Source organism: Marinifilum sp. (assembly GCF_965230805.1).
In the GTDB taxonomy this organism is placed as follows: Bacteria; Bacteroidota; Bacteroidia; order Bacteroidales; family Marinifilaceae; genus Marinifilum.
In genome coordinates, this window is record NZ_OZ246019.1 from 3,829,459 (window position 1) to 3,846,230 (window position 16,772).

The 16,772-nt window shown below is 35.6% G+C and carries 10 protein-coding genes; 8 read left to right on the forward strand and 2 right to left on the reverse strand.

Features of this window, described 5'->3' with window-relative positions:
* Positions 1 to 7: 7 nt before the first annotated feature.
* The 5 genes from ACO05S_RS15025 to ACO05S_RS15045 all read left to right on the forward strand — a co-directional run bounded on the left by ACO05S_RS15025 (position 8) and on the right by ACO05S_RS15045 (position 8,705).
* Positions 8 to 886, forward strand: coding sequence for a peroxiredoxin family protein (locus ACO05S_RS15025; RefSeq protein ID WP_421918827.1), 879 nt, complete (start codon positions 8 to 10; stop codon positions 884 to 886).
* Between the two features lie 601 nt (positions 887 to 1,487).
* Positions 1,488 to 2,039 (forward strand): RNA polymerase sigma-70 factor, encoded by a 552-nt coding sequence (locus tag ACO05S_RS15030; RefSeq protein WP_421918828.1) that lies wholly within the window; start codon positions 1,488 to 1,490, stop codon positions 2,037 to 2,039.
* Positions 2,040 to 2,290: 251 nt separating this feature from the next.
* Positions 2,291 to 3,442 (forward strand): FecR family protein, encoded by a 1,152-nt coding sequence (locus ACO05S_RS15035; RefSeq protein WP_421918829.1) that lies wholly within the window; start codon positions 2,291 to 2,293, stop codon positions 3,440 to 3,442.
* A 194-nt stretch (positions 3,443 to 3,636) separates the two neighbouring features.
* Positions 3,637 to 7,239, forward strand: coding sequence for a SusC/RagA family TonB-linked outer membrane protein (locus ACO05S_RS15040; RefSeq protein ID WP_421918830.1), 3,603 nt, complete (start codon positions 3,637 to 3,639; stop codon positions 7,237 to 7,239).
* Between the two features lie 11 nt (positions 7,240 to 7,250).
* Complete coding sequence (locus ACO05S_RS15045) at positions 7,251 to 8,705, forward strand: RagB/SusD family nutrient uptake outer membrane protein (RefSeq protein WP_421918831.1); 1,455 nt, start codon at positions 7,251 to 7,253, stop codon at positions 8,703 to 8,705.
* 924 nt (positions 8,706 to 9,629) lie between these two features.
* On the opposite strand, the gene ACO05S_RS15050 is transcribed toward ACO05S_RS15045, so the two are convergent.
* Both ACO05S_RS15050 and ACO05S_RS15055 read right to left on the reverse strand, forming a co-directional pair.
* A complete protein-coding gene (locus tag ACO05S_RS15050) occupies positions 9,630 to 10,001 on the reverse strand; it encodes a hypothetical protein (RefSeq protein ID WP_421918832.1) in 372 nt (123 codons plus the stop codon).
* Between the two features lie 292 nt (positions 10,002 to 10,293).
* Positions 10,294 to 10,776: a rhodanese-like domain-containing protein gene (locus ACO05S_RS15055; protein ID WP_421918833.1), complete on the reverse strand. Its 483-nt coding sequence runs from the start codon at positions 10,774 to 10,776 to the stop codon at positions 10,294 to 10,296.
* A gap of 208 nt (positions 10,777 to 10,984) precedes the next feature.
* Here ACO05S_RS15055 and ACO05S_RS15060 point away from each other — a divergent pair, with 208 nt between their 5' ends.
* The 3 genes from ACO05S_RS15060 (at position 10,985) to ACO05S_RS15070 (ending at position 16,710) form a co-directional block, all read left to right on the forward strand.
* The gene (locus tag ACO05S_RS15060) at positions 10,985 to 11,542 is read left to right on the forward strand and encodes an RNA polymerase sigma factor (protein ID WP_421918834.1); all 558 of its coding nucleotides are present in this window, start codon (positions 10,985 to 10,987) and stop codon (positions 11,540 to 11,542) included.
* A gap of 204 nt (positions 11,543 to 11,746) precedes the next feature.
* Positions 11,747 to 12,934 (forward strand): FecR family protein, encoded by a 1,188-nt coding sequence (locus tag ACO05S_RS15065; RefSeq protein ID WP_421918835.1) that lies wholly within the window; start codon positions 11,747 to 11,749, stop codon positions 12,932 to 12,934.
* Positions 12,935 to 13,191: 257 nt separating this feature from the next.
* Positions 13,192 to 16,710, forward strand: coding sequence for a SusC/RagA family TonB-linked outer membrane protein (locus tag ACO05S_RS15070; protein ID WP_421918836.1), 3,519 nt, complete (start codon positions 13,192 to 13,194; stop codon positions 16,708 to 16,710).
* Positions 16,711 to 16,772: the final 62 nt, after the last annotated feature.

Here is a 16,772-nt window from a genome sequence, read left to right on the forward strand (position 1 = left end):
AGAGGATATGAAATATTTAATTCGAAATGTATTTGTAGTTTGTATTCTATTTGCTGGATTATCTTCTTTCGCACAATCCAATGATTTGGTAATGAAGATATGGCATGCCAAAAAAGAGACAAAGCTATCTGATGAGGCTGCAAAAAGCTTTAAGCATTTCAAAAATCAAATGATGGAGATCTTAAACCAAATTAAAGATTTGGAATCTGAATATTACAATGCGCAGGTAAAGGATAAAAAGCTTAAAAGTAGTATTCTAAAGCTGTATGCTCAAAAACATGGTTTGGTGGATGAAATTAAACATCAAGCCATAAAGAATAAAGATGAGGCTTTGTTTTTAGAGTTGATCGAGCACATTCGTCCTAAAGATTTAACGAAGCTGCTACAAGATGAAGAATTGAATATGACTCGTCGTGATCTTTATAAGAAATGGCTGGAAAGTATCCGGCATACAACTATTGGAAGTCAGTTGATAGACTTTAGGCTTATGGATCAAAATGGTGAAGAAATAAATACGCTTGATTTAAGAGGAAAAATGTTTTGGATCGATTCCTGGGCTTCTAAATGTGGGCCTTGCATTAAGAAACTTAAACAAATCAAACCTATATATAAACAATATCATCCTAAAGGGTTTGAAATACTAGCGGTGAGTTGGGATTATACGGTTCGTGGATACATTAAAAACATGGACGAGGCAAAGGCAGATTGGAAGAAGGTGATGAACAAACATGAATTCAGTTGGTTGAATGTATTTGATGCAGGAGATAAGATTATGGAAGGGCAATTTGGTTCGGTAGGCAAAAACTTACTCATTGATGAAAAAGGAATTATCATTGGTTTTGATTTGCATCCTATAGAGATAGAGGCTCTTTTAGAGAAAAGGTAAAATTAAGTTAGTTTAAATTAAAAGGAGCAAGCAGGTAAGGGGGCTTGCTCCTTTTTTGCATATTGTAATGTGGGGCAATAATTGAGAGCATAAAATAATCAATTGAGATAGAGAAAATACCAAGTGGAATATCTATTTGATCAGTTATTGGCATAAAAAATCGAATTGAGATCGTACTTTTTTCAATGGGGATGGTAAAACAATAAATTGAGATTGTACTTTTTTCGATTGAGATAGAAAATGAAGTCAGGGGATGCATTGGGAAGCCAATTATTGGGTGCTTTTTTCAAATTAAGTTCGAAATTTGACCAAGGGGATGGGTAAAAAATCAAATTGAGATACTTCCCGATTTAAGGGGGGCTGAAAAATTCCCCAATGGCGAGTCAAATCTTTATCGGGGTCAGTATTTATAAAGGTTTTCTATCCTTTATAGTTAAATGCATACTTTTCTTTACGATCTTCGTTCTTCCAAAAAACGTAACGAGCATATTCGCGGATCGACTCAGACAATCATTTAAAAAGACAGAAAGATTGTACTGTGGGGAGTGCGAATATAATCTTAATTTGCATTTCCAAAATCTATTCCTATTTTTGGCTCCTAATGGAAAATCAGTTATTGTTTAAACAATTGTCGGAAGGAAATCGGGTAGTCTTCAAAAAAATTTTTGAGGAGTACTATCGTCCGCTCTGTGGATTTTCCAAAAGATTTATAGCTGATGCTGAGGTATGTGATGATCTTGTTCAAGAATCATTTTTGGGTTTGTGGAACAAGCGAACAGAAATAGACAATTACAAAGCAATAAAAAGTTACTTGTATTCATCAGTTCGAAATGCCTGTCTTAATTACCTTCGCCACGAAGATGTTAAACAAAAAAGCGAAGAAGACATTAAATCTTTATCTTCCGATTGGTATTCAGAAGATTCTATTTTAGAAGAGGAAGTACATTCTCAAATTTACGAAGCCATTAAGAAGCTCTCTCCTCAATCACGTAAGATTATTATTATGACCATGAATGGTCTAACCAATCCTGAAATTGCTGAAGAATTAGATGTTTCGTTAAATACCATCAAGACCTTGAAAAAAAGAGGATATACTTTTCTTAGAGAAAAACTGAAGGGAATTCATTGGGTGCTGTTGCTTCTGCTAGCATAAAGCTGTTAGCTGACAACTTTAAATTCCCAATCCCAAAAAATCAAGTATTAATCCAGCTATGCTGTTCACGAGTATCGGGATATTAAGTATTCTTAATGAGATTTTCGAACTCACGTTATTCTACTATTCAGGACTTTTCCAAACTCTTCGAAACCATTTGACTTTCTTTTCTTAAAATTGATAAAAAAAAATTGGTGCACTGTCACCCACTTTTTAATCATCCGTTTCTTAGAAGCAAATCAGGAAAGAATATGCATATTTCAGAGTATAAGATATCAGAATTAATTGTGAAGCATTTAAAAGACCAATTAAGTGCAGAGCAAGAAAATCACCTCAACAAATGGTTGAAGAAGCCAGAGAAAAAAGAGCTTTTCGATCAAATTGTTTCGAAAGAACGAATTCTGAAAAAAAGTCTTGAGTACGACGAATTTAATCAGGAAGCAGCTTGGGCGAAACTAGATAAACAAATCAAACCGAAGATAGATTACAGGAAGTGGTTGGCTTATGCTGCAGTCTTATTGATACCTATGGCAATTGGATTCCTCTTGTTGTATGAAACTCCGGAATACGAACTTAGTTTGGCAGAAGTTCAGGAAATAAAGCCAGGAAGCAGCAATGCTGTCATCTATTTTTCCAATGGTGAGGTTGTTGATCTATCGAAAAACAATTCGGAAGTAATTCGTTCCAAAGAAAATCTTTTGATAGAGCGAGACAGTAATCAGCTAAAGATTAATGATACTGAATTATTGGCTGGTAAACTGGGTGAAATGAATCGTATTGTAACTCCAATTGGTGGAGAGTATCAAGTGACTTTACCCGATGGCACTAAAGTTTGGATGAATGCCGATTCTTACATAGAGTTTCCCTCGAAATTCTCAAGCAAACACAGAAAAGTAATTGCAAAAGGGGAATTGTATTTCGATGTAGAGAGCAATAAAGAATGGCTCTTTATAGTAGAGACCAAAGGAATGGAGTTGAGAGTATTGGGAACGGAATTTAATTTAAGGGCTTACGAGGATGAAGCGGAAATTCTTTCGACTTTGGTAGAAGGAAGTGTGCAGGTAAACAATTCTCTTGGCAAAAATGTAATATTAAGTCCAGGTCGTCAAGCAGTAATAAACAAATCAAATAATTCAATTAAAGATTTGGAAGCCAATATCGAAGAGGTAACAGCCTGGAAAAACGGTCAGTTTATTTTCGATTCGCGCAGACTGGAAAATATCATGTACGACTTGGCCCGATGGTACGACATCAAAGTTTTCTTTGCCAATGCTACTGTAAAAGACAAGAAATTCTCGGTTGATGTACAACGGTACGGAGATATTAAAGACATCCTAAAATTAATAGAAGGTACAGGAGATGCACAGTTCACCATTAAAGGAAATGTGATAACCGTACAATAGTGAAAATGTAGAGACGCAAGATCTTGCGTCTTTAGCCGATGTGGAAAGAAGAAGAATAAAAATAAAGAAAAGCTGAAAGCTAATTGCTGACAGTTGAATACTATAAATAAAAAAGGGATGCGCTAACATCCCCCAATTAATTAAATCAAGCGCAAGTGCGAATTGCGCTAAATAGTAACTAACAACCCAAATTTATGAAAAAAAATCATGATTTCGGTCATTGCTCAAGTAATGCCTGGATTAAAACCTTAAGGGTTATGAAATTAACAGCCATTTTATTCTTTCTGGCAATATTTACCGTTGCGGCAGAAGGATATAGCCAAGGAACAAGAATCTCCATGAAAATGGAAGATCCTAGTTTGAAAGAAGTTTTTAAGGAATTGAAATCACTTTCAGATTATACTTTTGTGTATAGCGAAGGTATGGTAGCTGATGTGAATATTGATGAAATCAACTTTCAGGAAGTGAGTGTTGAGGAGGCTTTGAACGAATGTTTGGAGAGTACCGATTTAGAATACTACATTGAAAATAGTGTTGTGGTAATTCGTAAAAAAGCTCCGGTTGTTGAACAGCCTGTACAACAACAAAAGAAAACCATTAAAGGGAAGGTAACCGATAAAGAAGGTGTACCTCTTCCTGGTGTATCTGTAGTAGTTAAAGGCACAACGCTTGGTGTGGCTACAGATATTGATGGAAACTACTCTTTAGAATTCGAAGGTGAAAATGCTGTTTTGGTATACTCATTTGTGGGTATGGTTCCGCAGGAGATAAAATATACAGGACAAGCTTTGCAGAATGTGAGCCTATTGGCTGATACCGAAACCATGGACGAAGTGGTTGTTACGGGTTATCAAACCATCTCATCTGAACGAGCCACTGGTTCTTTTACAAATGTTAATGTGGAAGAGGTACTGGAGCAAAAAACCACAGATAATGTATTGAATATCATTAATGGCGAGGTAACGGGCTTATTGTTTGACACTCCAACTACCGAGGGAGGAACACCTGATATTGTTATGAGAGGGGTTAATAGTTTTAGTTATAATGATCCGGATGAGCTGATGCCTTTGGTGGTGGTTGATGGTTTTCCTGTTAATGGAGTGTCGGATCAAGGAGATAGGTGGGGAGATGATTTCTATCAAATTATGCAGAATATCGACCCTAATGATATTGAAAATGTTTCGGTATTAAAAGATGCTGCGGCCGCTTCTATATGGGGAGCATCGGCAGCCAACGGGGTTATTGTTATTACCACTAAAAAAGGAAAGAAATCAGATAAACCGAAGGTTACTTTTTCATCATCATTATCATTTAAGAACAAACCAGATTATAAGGATACATATCGTGCCGATTTGAATACTTTCTTAGAATTGGAAGAGTGGTACGCCAACAACCGTATGCGTGCGCCATCTAAGTCTAGTACTCGTTATACATCTCCAGCGGCTGAGATTTACTATGATTTTGCCCAAATTGCAGACCCTACGGCGGAGGATATTGCTGCCAAAGATGCGGCTATTAATGAGTTGAAAAAGAATGATTTCATCAAAGAGTATAGCGATTTATTCTTGCGTAATTATACAAGACAGCAGTATGCTTTATCAATAAGCCAGGGTAGCGATAAATACAACTATTATGCATCTTTAAAGTACAAAGATGAAAAAGAGTCGGTTAAGCGCGTCGGAAATCAGGATTATTCGGCACTCATCAACCTATCGGCTAATCTAGCCAAAGGAGTTAAGTTGAGTACTAAGTTGACTTACTCTAAAAAAGATGTGCAGAATAATAGACCTACAAATCATGGTGTGTTCACTGAATATGAAAGAATTCTTGGCGATAATGGCGAGCAGCTGGATATGCCTTACACATATAATCAGTTTACCCTTGACAGATATGAAAGTGATGGACGTCCATACGATTACCATTACAATATAGTAGAAGAACATCAACTAAAAGATAATACCAATGAAATAATTAACAATAACTTCCAGACAAAGTTAGATATTGATCTGTTTAAAGGTTTAAGAGCTGAATTAAGTTATAATTACCAATTTGGTAGCAACAAGGGAGTTAATTTTAGAAATGAAAAATCTTATGATGTAAGAAGTACGATTAATAGTACAGCAATATACGAAGCTATAGATCCGAGTAGACCGCGGATGGGGGTTGTAGGTACAGGTAAGACTTATCTTCCACTAGGAAATATCTTAGAAGGAGAGGATTATGCAGCTTGGTCCAGTGATTATCGAGCTATGCTTAACTACTCAGATTATTTGGATGCTGCAAAAGAACATTTTGTAACTGCTCTTGCAGGTATCGATTACAGAGATGAAAGAACAGAATCCCGTGTTTTAGAAACACTGTATGGGTACAATACTCAGACCTTAAATTATAAATCGTTCAATAAGCAGGGTACATATATGACCGATAGAGGCTATGAGTCACAAATTAGGAATACTGTGAATGAGGCATCTTTGAAGAAAAACAAGAACCGCTACTTATCCAATTATTTCAATGCTTCTTATACTTATAAAGAAAAATATACTGTAACGGGAAGTTGGCGCTTAGATGATTCCAATCTATTTGGTTCATCTGATAAATACCGAAATGTACCCTTATGGTCGATGGGAATGAAGTGGCGCATGAAGGACGAAAGTTTTATGAACGTACCATTCTTAAACCGTTTGGATGTGCGAGTAAGTTACGGTACGGGAGGTCGTATCGACAGAGGTAGTTCTCCATTTTTAACGATTGAAATGTGGAATAGTAGGGAAACAAGCGTTGACTTTGCTATGGTTAGAACTTGGGAAAATGAAGAGTTGAGATGGGAAACAACCACAACTTTTAATGTTGGTGTGGATTATGCTTTGTTTAATAATAGGTTGTCGGGAACAATTGAATACTATTCGAGATACACCAAAGATTTATTGGGCTCCGTAGAAATGAACCCTACTTTTGGAGTTGTAGGTATGTCTAGAAACTATGGTGAAATATCCAATAAAGGTGTTGAAATGTCTCTGAATGGAACTGTTCTTCAGAACAAGGATTTGCGATGGAACATGAGTCTTTTATTGAGCCACAATAAAAACAAAGTAGAAGTATTAGAAAGTTCAGAAACAGTAAGTAATTATGTGAATGGCATAGCTAAACAAGGACATGGTATGGATGAGTTTTATGCCTTTAGATGGGCAGGACTTTCAAATACCGGTACCGCTCAGGCATTTGATAAGGATGGCAATATAGTCGGTATTGACGAGCCATTGGCAGAAATTGATGACCTTGTATTTATCGGTCAGAAAACACCAAAGGTTTATGGTACATACCGAAATTCAGTAAGTTATAAGGGTTTAACTTTGGATGTGTTACTAAGTTATAAGTTTGGTCATAAGTTTTTTAGAAATACATTTGGTTCTACAGATGCTATCCATGGCACACGTTCCAAAACATTCCACGAAGATGCAGCTAACAGGTGGAAAGAGCCTGGGGACGAGAATCGCACTGACATTCCTGCATTGGCGAAGTCCAACGGGTCTGGCTATTATTATGAGAAGTATTCAGATCGCTTGGTTGAAGATGCTTCACACATCCGTATTCAATCGATAGGATTAAATTATAAATTAAACAAAAAACTATTTGAAAATAACTTTATCGAAGGGGTAAGCATAGGTATTAATGCCCTTAACCTTGGTTTGTTGTGGAAAGCAACAGATAAGGATATTGATCCGGAATACAACAACTTTGCCTCTACATTTAAAGGTAACAGAGCTATCTACTCATGCAATTTGAAAGTTAACTTTTAAACAGAATTACGATGAAACAAATACTATTATATAAAACTCGAATGGGCAACTTTGAGTCAGGAATTGTCCATGCTGCAATGCAACTAAAAAAGCTGATATACGCACTGGTTCTAACAGGGCTTTTAGTATCCTGCGATCGCGACGAACTCTTAAATTTTGCTCCTTATGGTGTAACAACGCCGGAAACTACAGCCGATTTTCGCTTATTGATGAATCAAAAATCTGGGATGTTTGGCAGTGGGACATCTGGTTGGGCGAGCTCTTATAGCATAGACCGAGTGTTGACCGATGATATAAAAGTGCCTGATGGTTTTGCTACGGAGTACCTGAGTACATATAAATCAAGGTTTTATGGTGCTTTAACATGGAGTGAGAGTATTGGCCTATTGGAAGAAAACGATGAGGACTGGGGGGGCTTGTATAATAATATTCAAACCGCTCATTTGATTATTGAAAAAGTGGTTGATCCTAATGTTAGCGGTAGGGAAGATGAAAAACAACAAATTGTTGCAGAGTGTAAAGTGCAGCGTGCCTATGCTTATTTTTCTTTGGTTAATCTTTACAGCAAGCAGTACGATGCGGCTACGGCCAAAGATGACTTAGGAGTTCCCATCCGAACCAATTCAACTATGTCTGGCCCTACACCAAGACAATCAGTTCAGGCAGTGTACGATGTGATTTTGCAGGATTTAAAAGAGGCTATTGAAAGTGAATCTTTGGAAAAAAGTCATACCGAAATGAATTGGCAGGTAACAGAGGCTGCAGCTTATGGATTAAGAGCTAGGGTTAATCTACAAATGGGTAATTTTGCTGACGCTTTAAGCGATGCATCAAAGACATTGGAATTGTACAAAAAACCAATTTTGGACTTAAGTACGATTTCAGTATATCCATTTAACTACGATAATGAAGAGATAATACTGTTGAAAGAGTACCGAACAAATATGCCTGAGAATAGTGTTTATGCTGCAGATGAACTAATTGCACTTTATGAAGCTAATGACCTGAGGTTGGAATGGCGGTTTGAAGAGGATATTGTCATTGGTGGGTATGAATTTGTTTTTCAGCCAGGTAGGTATCAACCTAGGTTATGTTATACTGGAATTTCAGTACCAGAAATGTATCTTATCCGTGCAGAATGTATTGCAAGATTAGATGGAGACTTAACACAAGCGATTAGTGATTTAAATACACTTCGAGTAAATCGTTATGCAACTGGTACCTATGTTGACTTAACATCTGCAGAATTGCCAGATGCTCCAACAACTTTGGCTTTTGTCAAAGAAGAGAGAAGAAGAGAGTTGGCTGACAGGGGAATGCGTTGGTTCGATTTAAAACGATACAATGCCTACGATAAAGCCAACATTACAATAATAAGAATTATCGATGGTGAGGTGGTTACATTGGAACCAAACAGTAACGGCTGGATTGTTCCACTTGTCCCTAAGGTATCGAAATGGCTATAATAACTAAAGTTAAAAGAAATTAGTTCTTAATTATACCTTAAGAGGAGCACCATAAAGTGCTCCTCTTGTTGTATGATATCAATCCGTATTAACTTTAACCCCAATTATGTATTAAGGTATTCATTTATTAATGATCAATCAGCTTTGTTTTTTAACGCAGGAATTTCAGTAGCAGTAATAAACAGTGGAGAACAAAAATATGGTCATGCTGAATTTCATGGAAATTTCGAGAGAGAATTTACACGAGCGGCAAATTTATTTTTTGGAATTAGCTTTAAAAGGAAAAGCTTTTCTGTTGAGTGCAGATATAGAAGTGAAAGGGAACTTCTTAATGAAGTTAGGTATTCACTAGAAGATAAAGTCTATAAAATATCAGTCCTTATCTTTTGTCTTATGCTATTTTCTAAATTCTATTAAAAGAATAAATTAACGTGAGTTCGACGTAAAATTCGTTCACAGTTTGCACTGATTTTGAGTAGAAATTTCCTCAAATTTTCGAAGGAATATCGGGATATTTCAAGAAGATTTGAGGAAATTTATGCCGAAAGCAGGCAAACACATAATGGAAAGTTCTCTTTACGACATCTTCACATTAAAAATTCCTCAAAATAGCCCGCTATTCTTTCTAAATTTTTAATGCAAATCTATCGCAAATATAACTTTCTGTGGATAGAATTTTACGTCGAACTTACGTTAAATTAGATCACGAGTTTATACTTTATATTTCTCATCCTTAAAATGAATTATCTCAAAAATTCAACATAGGTTTAAAACATAATAGAAGAGTATAAGTTTCTGATAAATTATGCTTTTAAATTTTACAGGATATAAGAAATCCCGATGCTCATGCAATGGCATCGGGATTTTTTTAGATGTTAAACTTTTAAAAGAAATTGATTTTAATCAAATCTGAAGTAAAATCATTTATTTCTTCTTGGCTACTGTTGATTTCTTTACAGTTTCCACTTTTTCTTCATCACGTGTAGTGATGTAGTTAATCCCAGTTGAATCAACAACAATACGAACACCCTTTGTTTGTGAGTTTACAATTGTATCACTACTAGTATTTAAAACAATTTTTCTTCCATCAGATAGTATCAAAGTGGCCTGTCTTTTTCCAGGTTTAATTTTTTTATCTGATGCCAATACTTCATTGCTTAATGGTAGTATACAAACAGCCAATACAAATGCAATTACAAACTGCTGAATGCTTATTCGCAATTTTTTGCATGCTTTCTCAACTTTGCCATTAATGCCAATTTGGATTTTTGATTTGGCAATACCTCTCTTCTTCATTATTTCCCCCTTAATGATTAAGCTATTTATAATTTTAAAATAATTGTCTGAATAATAATAATGCCAATGAATAGGTTCTATTTTACTACTTAAATCTATGCCATTAGCAAACTCATATTATTCTTTCTAATTCATACACTACAATAACAGCTAAATCTGAAAATAGGGTGAATCTTTAAATGTTATTTTCTGTTAAAAAAACATTAAACCAATACTCGGTAGGTGAAGTGTTGGGGTTAATGTGTTGATATTTAAGTCAAAGGAAGGGGTGAAAACAATAATAAAATGAGGATTAATATTTAAAATTCTTTCCATTATTATCTACCAAGGGTAGTTTTTTAGATTTCCATGCTGTTAAACCACCTTTTAATTCATACACATTGTTAAAACCTAAATTGACTAATGATTTTACTGCTGCCGGACTTCTTAATTCTTTTCCACAGTAAACCATTATCTGGTGATCTCTGTGTAATTCCTTCAAAGCCTCATTAAAATAGCTAAAATCATAGATCAATTTTGCTCCTTTAATTCTGGGTTCTGAAACAAATACTTCTCTTGGGCGCACATCATAAATCTTAACACTGTCGCAGGTTTGGATTAATTGATGAAATTCAGCAGCTTCAACAAGTCCGGTAATGTCTCGGTATTGGCTGTATTCTTCTGGAAGTTTTTCATTGTTTATGCTTGAATCTTTTTTTTTCGGTTCATCTTTTTGATTTGAATAATTACAAGATTCAAGAAGAACAACTAATATGATTAGGCAAGTAATTCGCATGTTATTTTGTTTTCGTATGATGTTGTGATCAGAAACACTGACTTTTCTAAAATCGGACTAAAGATATAATTTCCGGATGCAATCATGGCACGCAAACATCTTATTTAATTCTTGCCCTAAGAATTATATTGATTTCTTCCTTTCAAAAAAAACTCTATTTTTGCTATCAAACCCTTGCTTAGAGCAAGCCACTATTCTAAATAACCACATGCCCGAACCAAATAACATTTTAAATGAACTGCTGCACAGCGGAAGTAAGAAAGCCTACGAAGCATTCTTTAAGCATTACTATCAGGACTTATTCTTATGGGCAAATAGTATATTAAAAAATACTGAAGCATCAGAAGATATAGTTCAGGAGTTTTTTATCTGTTTTTGGGAGAAGAAGAAATATAAATCGGTTACCTCAAATCTACAATCATATATTTACAGAGCTGTTAAAAATGCTTGTTTAAACTATTTGCAACGTGAAAAAAAGCTCATTCATGATCTTGAATATTTGGAAGAAAAAGAATCTGCCCCAAAGGTAAATGAACAGGTCATCGAAAATTCCCAACATATTCATTCGGCAATTAACGAACTGCCCGAAAAGTGTAAACAGGTATTTATGCTATGCTGTGTAAGTGGTTATACTTATAACGAAGCTGCCGAAATACTGGGTGTATCAATGAATACTGTTCGTACCCATATGGTTCGTGCATTTAAGATGTTGCGCGAGAAATTGAAATCACCACATTTGTTTTACATGCTTTTCTTTCATGAGTAGTACTGGCTTATCAATTAATTGGTTTTCTTTCACTACAACTATTCTTCATTAGTAGCTCTTTTCATCTAACCAGAGTTTGATATTTTAGGATTGGCTTTTTTCAAATAAATGAAAAAAAAGTTCACAATCTTGTCACATCATTTCAAAACAGCTTTGTCTTTAGATTAAAGACATGAAATCAATAGATTGATTTAAAAATTACAGATGGAAGAAAGAATTATCGATATTATTGCCAAGTCACTTGGAGGAAAGCCAACTAGCAGCGCAGAGAACAAAGAGCTGGAAGCATGGTTGAGCGACAAAGGAAATAAGCGATTTTACCAAAACATGAAGCAGTTTTCTGAGGATGCTAAGGAATCTTTAAAGGCTAAGGAGGCTAATGTTGATAAGGCATTCAAAAAGCATCTTGGTAAAATGAAGGAATCTCGCAAGACAATACGAATTAGAACTTTTAAAAAAGTTTTGCCTTACGCAGCTTCTATATTGCTAATGGCAGGATTATTCTTGGTGATGATGTACTTAGGTCATGAAGATTCGGTTATTTCGCAGAAGGAACAATGGTTGACTGCATTAAAGCCAGGCTCTAATAAAGCTGAGTTGGTATTGGCTAACGGAAAGGTGCTGGATTTGGATGCAGACTGGAAGAAGAATGTAATTAAGGAGAAGGATGGAACTGTAATTAATCATACAGGTTCAGGTTTGATCTACGATGCAAGTAGCAAGGATAGCGATGAGATTAGCTACAATAGTTTGCTTGTGCCTAGAGGCGGTGAATACCAATTGGAATTGGAAGATGGCACCAAAGTTTGGGTAAATTCTGAAACCAGATTAAGGTATCCGACTAAATTTCCAGATGTGGAGAGAGTTGTTTTATTGGAAGGGGAAGCATACTTTGAAGTAAGCAAAGATCAGAACCGACCATTTATTGTGAAAACACAAGGTGTTGATGTTAGAGTTTTGGGAACCCAATTCAACATTACTTCTTATGCTGAAGATAAAGCCATTCAAACCACTCTGGTAGAGGGACGTGTGGCTGTAATGGACAGTAATAATCCAAGAACGAACCTGCTGCTTCAACCTGGATATCAAGCGGTATTCTCGAAACAGGAGAAAGAACTTGAAAATAAGAAAGTAAATGTTGACCTGTATACATCATGGAAAGATGGAAAGTTTGTATTCGAGCAATCAAGCTTGTATGATATCATGAATAAAGTATCGCGTTGGTATGATGTGAAAGTGTTCTTCCAAAACAACGAAGCAGGTGATATCAACTTTACAGGATCATTAAAACGATATGAAAACTTAGATCGATTACTGGGCATGATAGAAAAGACGAACGAAGTAAAATTTTTCTTTAAAGACAATACGATAATTGTTCAAAAGCAATATTAGATAATGATGAATTATAAATACCTAAACCTAAAATGATTATTTGATAATAACTAGCCACTATCAAAACCCAATATAGAAACAAAAAAACGGGTTTGCTACCAACAAACCCGAAATGATAATAATTACGGTATTCATCCCTGAGTGGAATCAATAGATGAATACATATGTGTAACTGTAATCCTTACAAATTTATGAAAAATTCATTTGGAATATCTTCCTTTTTTGTAAAAAGAAGGTGGAAGAAAACTTTGATGCGTATGAAGTTACTTACAATGTTGATGCTGGTGGGCGTGTTGCAACTGTCGGCAAATGTGAGAGGGCAAAATGCCTTGGTGAACATGAGTATGCATGACGCAAACCTAATCGAGTTCTTCTCGGAGATCGCTGACCAAACCGATTACGAATTTCTTTACAATCACGATTTAGTTAAAAGTAAAGAAACAGTAAGTCTTGAGGTGAATCGAGAAGACCTTAAAGAATTATTGGAAGATGTATTGTTCGAGCGCGGACTTGATTTTGAGATTGATGATAATGTTATCATCATCTCGGAAAAAGAATTTGTGATTCCTGAAGCAGAAACAGCTCCTGTAGCTCAAAAGAAAACAATCAAAGGAAAAATTACTGATAATAAAGGAACCCCACTTCCTGGTGTATCTGTAATAATTAAAGGGACTAGCATAGGTGTTGCAACCGATATTGATGGGAATTACTCTTTGGAATTTGAAAACGAGAATATAGTCTTGGTGTATTCTTTTGTGGGAATGGTTTCGCAAGAGATAAAGTACAATGGTCAAGCAATCCAAAATGTAAATCTTTTAGTTGATACAGAACAAGTAGCAGAAGTAAAAGTATATGGAACAGGTTTGACGAAGATTTCAAAAGAAAGAGCTACTGGTTCATATAGTGTTATGAATAGCTCAGACTTTGAAAGTAGTCCTAATGACGAGATTGGAGCTACTTTAGAAGGAAATGTTGTTGGTCTTCAGCAAAACTACAATGCTACTACTGGCAAAAGTGAAATAAGCATTAGAGGGATTAGTACAATTGGAAGTAATACTGCTCCATTAATTGTTGTTGATGGTTTTCCGGTTGAAGGAGATTTTTCAACCATTAACCCAAATGATATTCAAAATGTAACTGTGCTGAAAGATGCGGCGGCGGCTTCAATTTGGGGAGCAAGGGCTGGTAATGGTGTTATTGTTGTAACTACCAAAAAAGGGAAGGATAATGGGAAAATTAATGTTGAGTTGAGCTCTTTTATGCAGATTGGAGAAGAGTTTGACATGGACTATAATCTGCCTGGAGCATCAGTTGAGAGTTATTTGAAAATAGATGAATATCAAGTTGCCAATAATTTCGGAACAGGTTTTGGAGTTCCAAACGACCTAAGTAATGGGCATCTTTTTTACTCAAAAGGGAGGCAGGCATATTTCGATTATCAGCAAGGCAATATCTCAAAAGCTGATTTGGATCGAAAGATCGCCCAATTAGGAGAAATTGATTACAGAGATGATGTAAAAAAATACCTTTTGAGAAGGCCTGTAAACCATCAACACAACATTCTTATTAATGGAAGTACAGATAAATCAAATTATGCCTTGTCTGTTTTGTATAATAACTCAAAAGATCAATTTAAAGAAAATGATAATCAAAAAGTTCTGGTCAATCTTCGAAATACTTATCAAATAAAAGATTGGTTACAGCTTCGTTTTGCTTTAATGACAGAGTTTAAGGAAAATGATTTTAGTGGTGCAGACCTTGGAATGATAAGAAGAATGTCGCCATATGAAAATTTAGTGAACATCGACGGTACATATGCACCTTTAAATCATTGGGTAAATCGAAATGTAGTTGATCCTGTTACAAGAACTGCTGGAGGTTTAGGACTGCCATATAAAAATTGGATGTATAATCCACTACAAGAAACTTTAAACAGAGATTATACAACGAAGTATAATAATACCCGTATTCAGGCAGGTTTAGATATAGAATTATTAGAAGGTTTAAGATTTACTCCTAGTTTTCAGGTTGAAAAATTTTCTACTGATACAAAAAGATATGATTCAGAAGAGACATTCTATACCAGATATATGGTAAATAACCATATTGATTATGACAGAGCTACCAATGAGGTAAGCACCCATTATGTTCCTAAAGGAGGGATTTTGAGTCAACAGTTTAACGAAACAACCTCCTATGATCTACGAAATCAGTTAACCTATGATAGACTAATTGGAGAAGATCATGAAATTAATTTAACAACGGCGATTGAGCATATTTGGACAAAGCAAGAAGGATATAGAGATTATACTTACGGATATGATTCAGATAAAAACACCTTTGTAAATCCACCTTATGGTTTTGGTTCAAACGAAGTTGTAATGGGGCATTTTGTTTTGCCAAATGATGGGTATTTTGGCTATATACCTTCAGGAAAAGGATTTGATTATTCTAACCGTCGTGTATTTTCTTTCTTTTCAAATGCTGCTTACACCTATAAAAAGAAATATACAGTAACGGGAAGTTACCGTACGGATGCTTCGAATATGATTGTAGACGATCCGGAGTTCCGTTATTCTCCATTTTGGTCGGTAGGAGGAAGCTGGAATGCCAAGTTCGAACCATTTCTTAAAGATGTAGAGTTTGTAGATAAATTAATTATCAGATCTACTTACGGTGTATCAGGTAATACCATTGCAAACGCATCGCAAGTCCCAGTTGTCTCTATCCGTTCAACACCATCTATTCGAACGGGAGAAGCTACAGGAAGCATTATTGATCAGGGAAACCCTACATTACGTTGGGAAAAAGTGAAGTCGACAAACTTAGCTGTTGAGTTCTCATTGTTCCAGCGTTTACTGTTTGGTTCTTTAGAAGTGTACAATAAACAGAGTGAGGATTTGCTGGCAAATGTTTCTATTGCTCCAACATACGGTAGTAGCAGTCAGCAACTGAATGCTGCCGAAGTATCAAACAAAGGATTTGAATTGAGTTTAAATTCAAATATGAAATTTGGCGAATTGACTTGGAAAACGGGTGCTAATATCGCTTATAATAAAAGTGAGGTAACAGCTCTGCAAGTCGAGTTTATGGGAAATTCAGTTACAAGCGCGAGATATGTAGAAGGTCATGAGGTAGCTCCAACCTACTCTTACGTATTTGGTGGTATGCAAGATCCGAATACGCCATATATAAAAGGAGAAGACGGCATTGACTTTAATTTTTACGAAGGTTTTGATGGAGATGGAAGAGATGTATTACGTAACATGGGTACACAAATACCACCAACATTAGTAGGGTGGAATAATACTTTAACTTATAAGGGCTTTACCTTTAGAGCATTAATAACAGGTAAATTTGGACATGTTTTCAGAAGGCCTACCTATGAATATGATTTTTCTGCAATTACAAAACCATCATTAATGCATGAGGATTTAGATGCAATATTAAGTGGCCAGGCGGAGGAAATGGGGCTTCCTGGTTTACCTGAATCTTTTGTAAATTCAACATTCAGATGGTCATGGTATGTTCCTTATTTGAATTCTTTGGTTGAGAAGGCCGACCATATTCGTGTAAAGGAATTGTATTTAGGTTACGATTTATCTTCAAATACATGTTCAAAGCTTGGTTTAAGTAAACTGACTCTTTATGCCCATGCACGAAATTTAGGAACAGTATGGACTGCTAATGATAAGGATGTTGATCCTGAATACATCAAGGGAAGTAGAATTAACCCGGGAGCTACTTATACTTTAGGTTTCAAATTAGGATTTTAAAAGATTATTAATAAGAAACAATCATGATTAAAGTAACACGCACAAGAAGGTAGCATCCTCCG

What these genes read in the sequence shown, in the direction of transcription:
- ACO05S_RS15025 (WP_421918827.1), top strand. Translation starts at nt 8, where the DNA reads ATGAAATATTTAATTCGAAATGTATTTGTAGTTTGTATTCTATTTGCT.
- ACO05S_RS15030 (WP_421918828.1), top strand. Translation starts at nt 1,488, where the DNA reads ATGGAAAATCAGTTATTGTTTAAACAATTGTCGGAAGGAAATCGGGTA.
- ACO05S_RS15035 (WP_421918829.1), top strand. Translation starts at nt 2,291, where the DNA reads ATGCATATTTCAGAGTATAAGATATCAGAATTAATTGTGAAGCATTTA.
- ACO05S_RS15040 (WP_421918830.1), top strand. Translation starts at nt 3,637, where the DNA reads ATGAAAAAAAATCATGATTTCGGTCATTGCTCAAGTAATGCCTGGATT.
- ACO05S_RS15045 (WP_421918831.1), top strand. Translation starts at nt 7,251, where the DNA reads ATGAAACAAATACTATTATATAAAACTCGAATGGGCAACTTTGAGTCA.
- ACO05S_RS15050 (WP_421918832.1), bottom strand. Translation starts at nt 10,001, where the DNA reads ATGAAGAAGAGAGGTATTGCCAAATCAAAAATCCAAATTGGCATTAAT.
- ACO05S_RS15055 (WP_421918833.1), bottom strand. Translation starts at nt 10,776, where the DNA reads ATGCGAATTACTTGCCTAATCATATTAGTTGTTCTTCTTGAATCTTGT.
- ACO05S_RS15060 (WP_421918834.1), top strand. Translation starts at nt 10,985, where the DNA reads ATGCCCGAACCAAATAACATTTTAAATGAACTGCTGCACAGCGGAAGT.
- ACO05S_RS15065 (WP_421918835.1), top strand. Translation starts at nt 11,747, where the DNA reads ATGGAAGAAAGAATTATCGATATTATTGCCAAGTCACTTGGAGGAAAG.
- ACO05S_RS15070 (WP_421918836.1), top strand. Translation starts at nt 13,192, where the DNA reads ATGAAGTTACTTACAATGTTGATGCTGGTGGGCGTGTTGCAACTGTCG.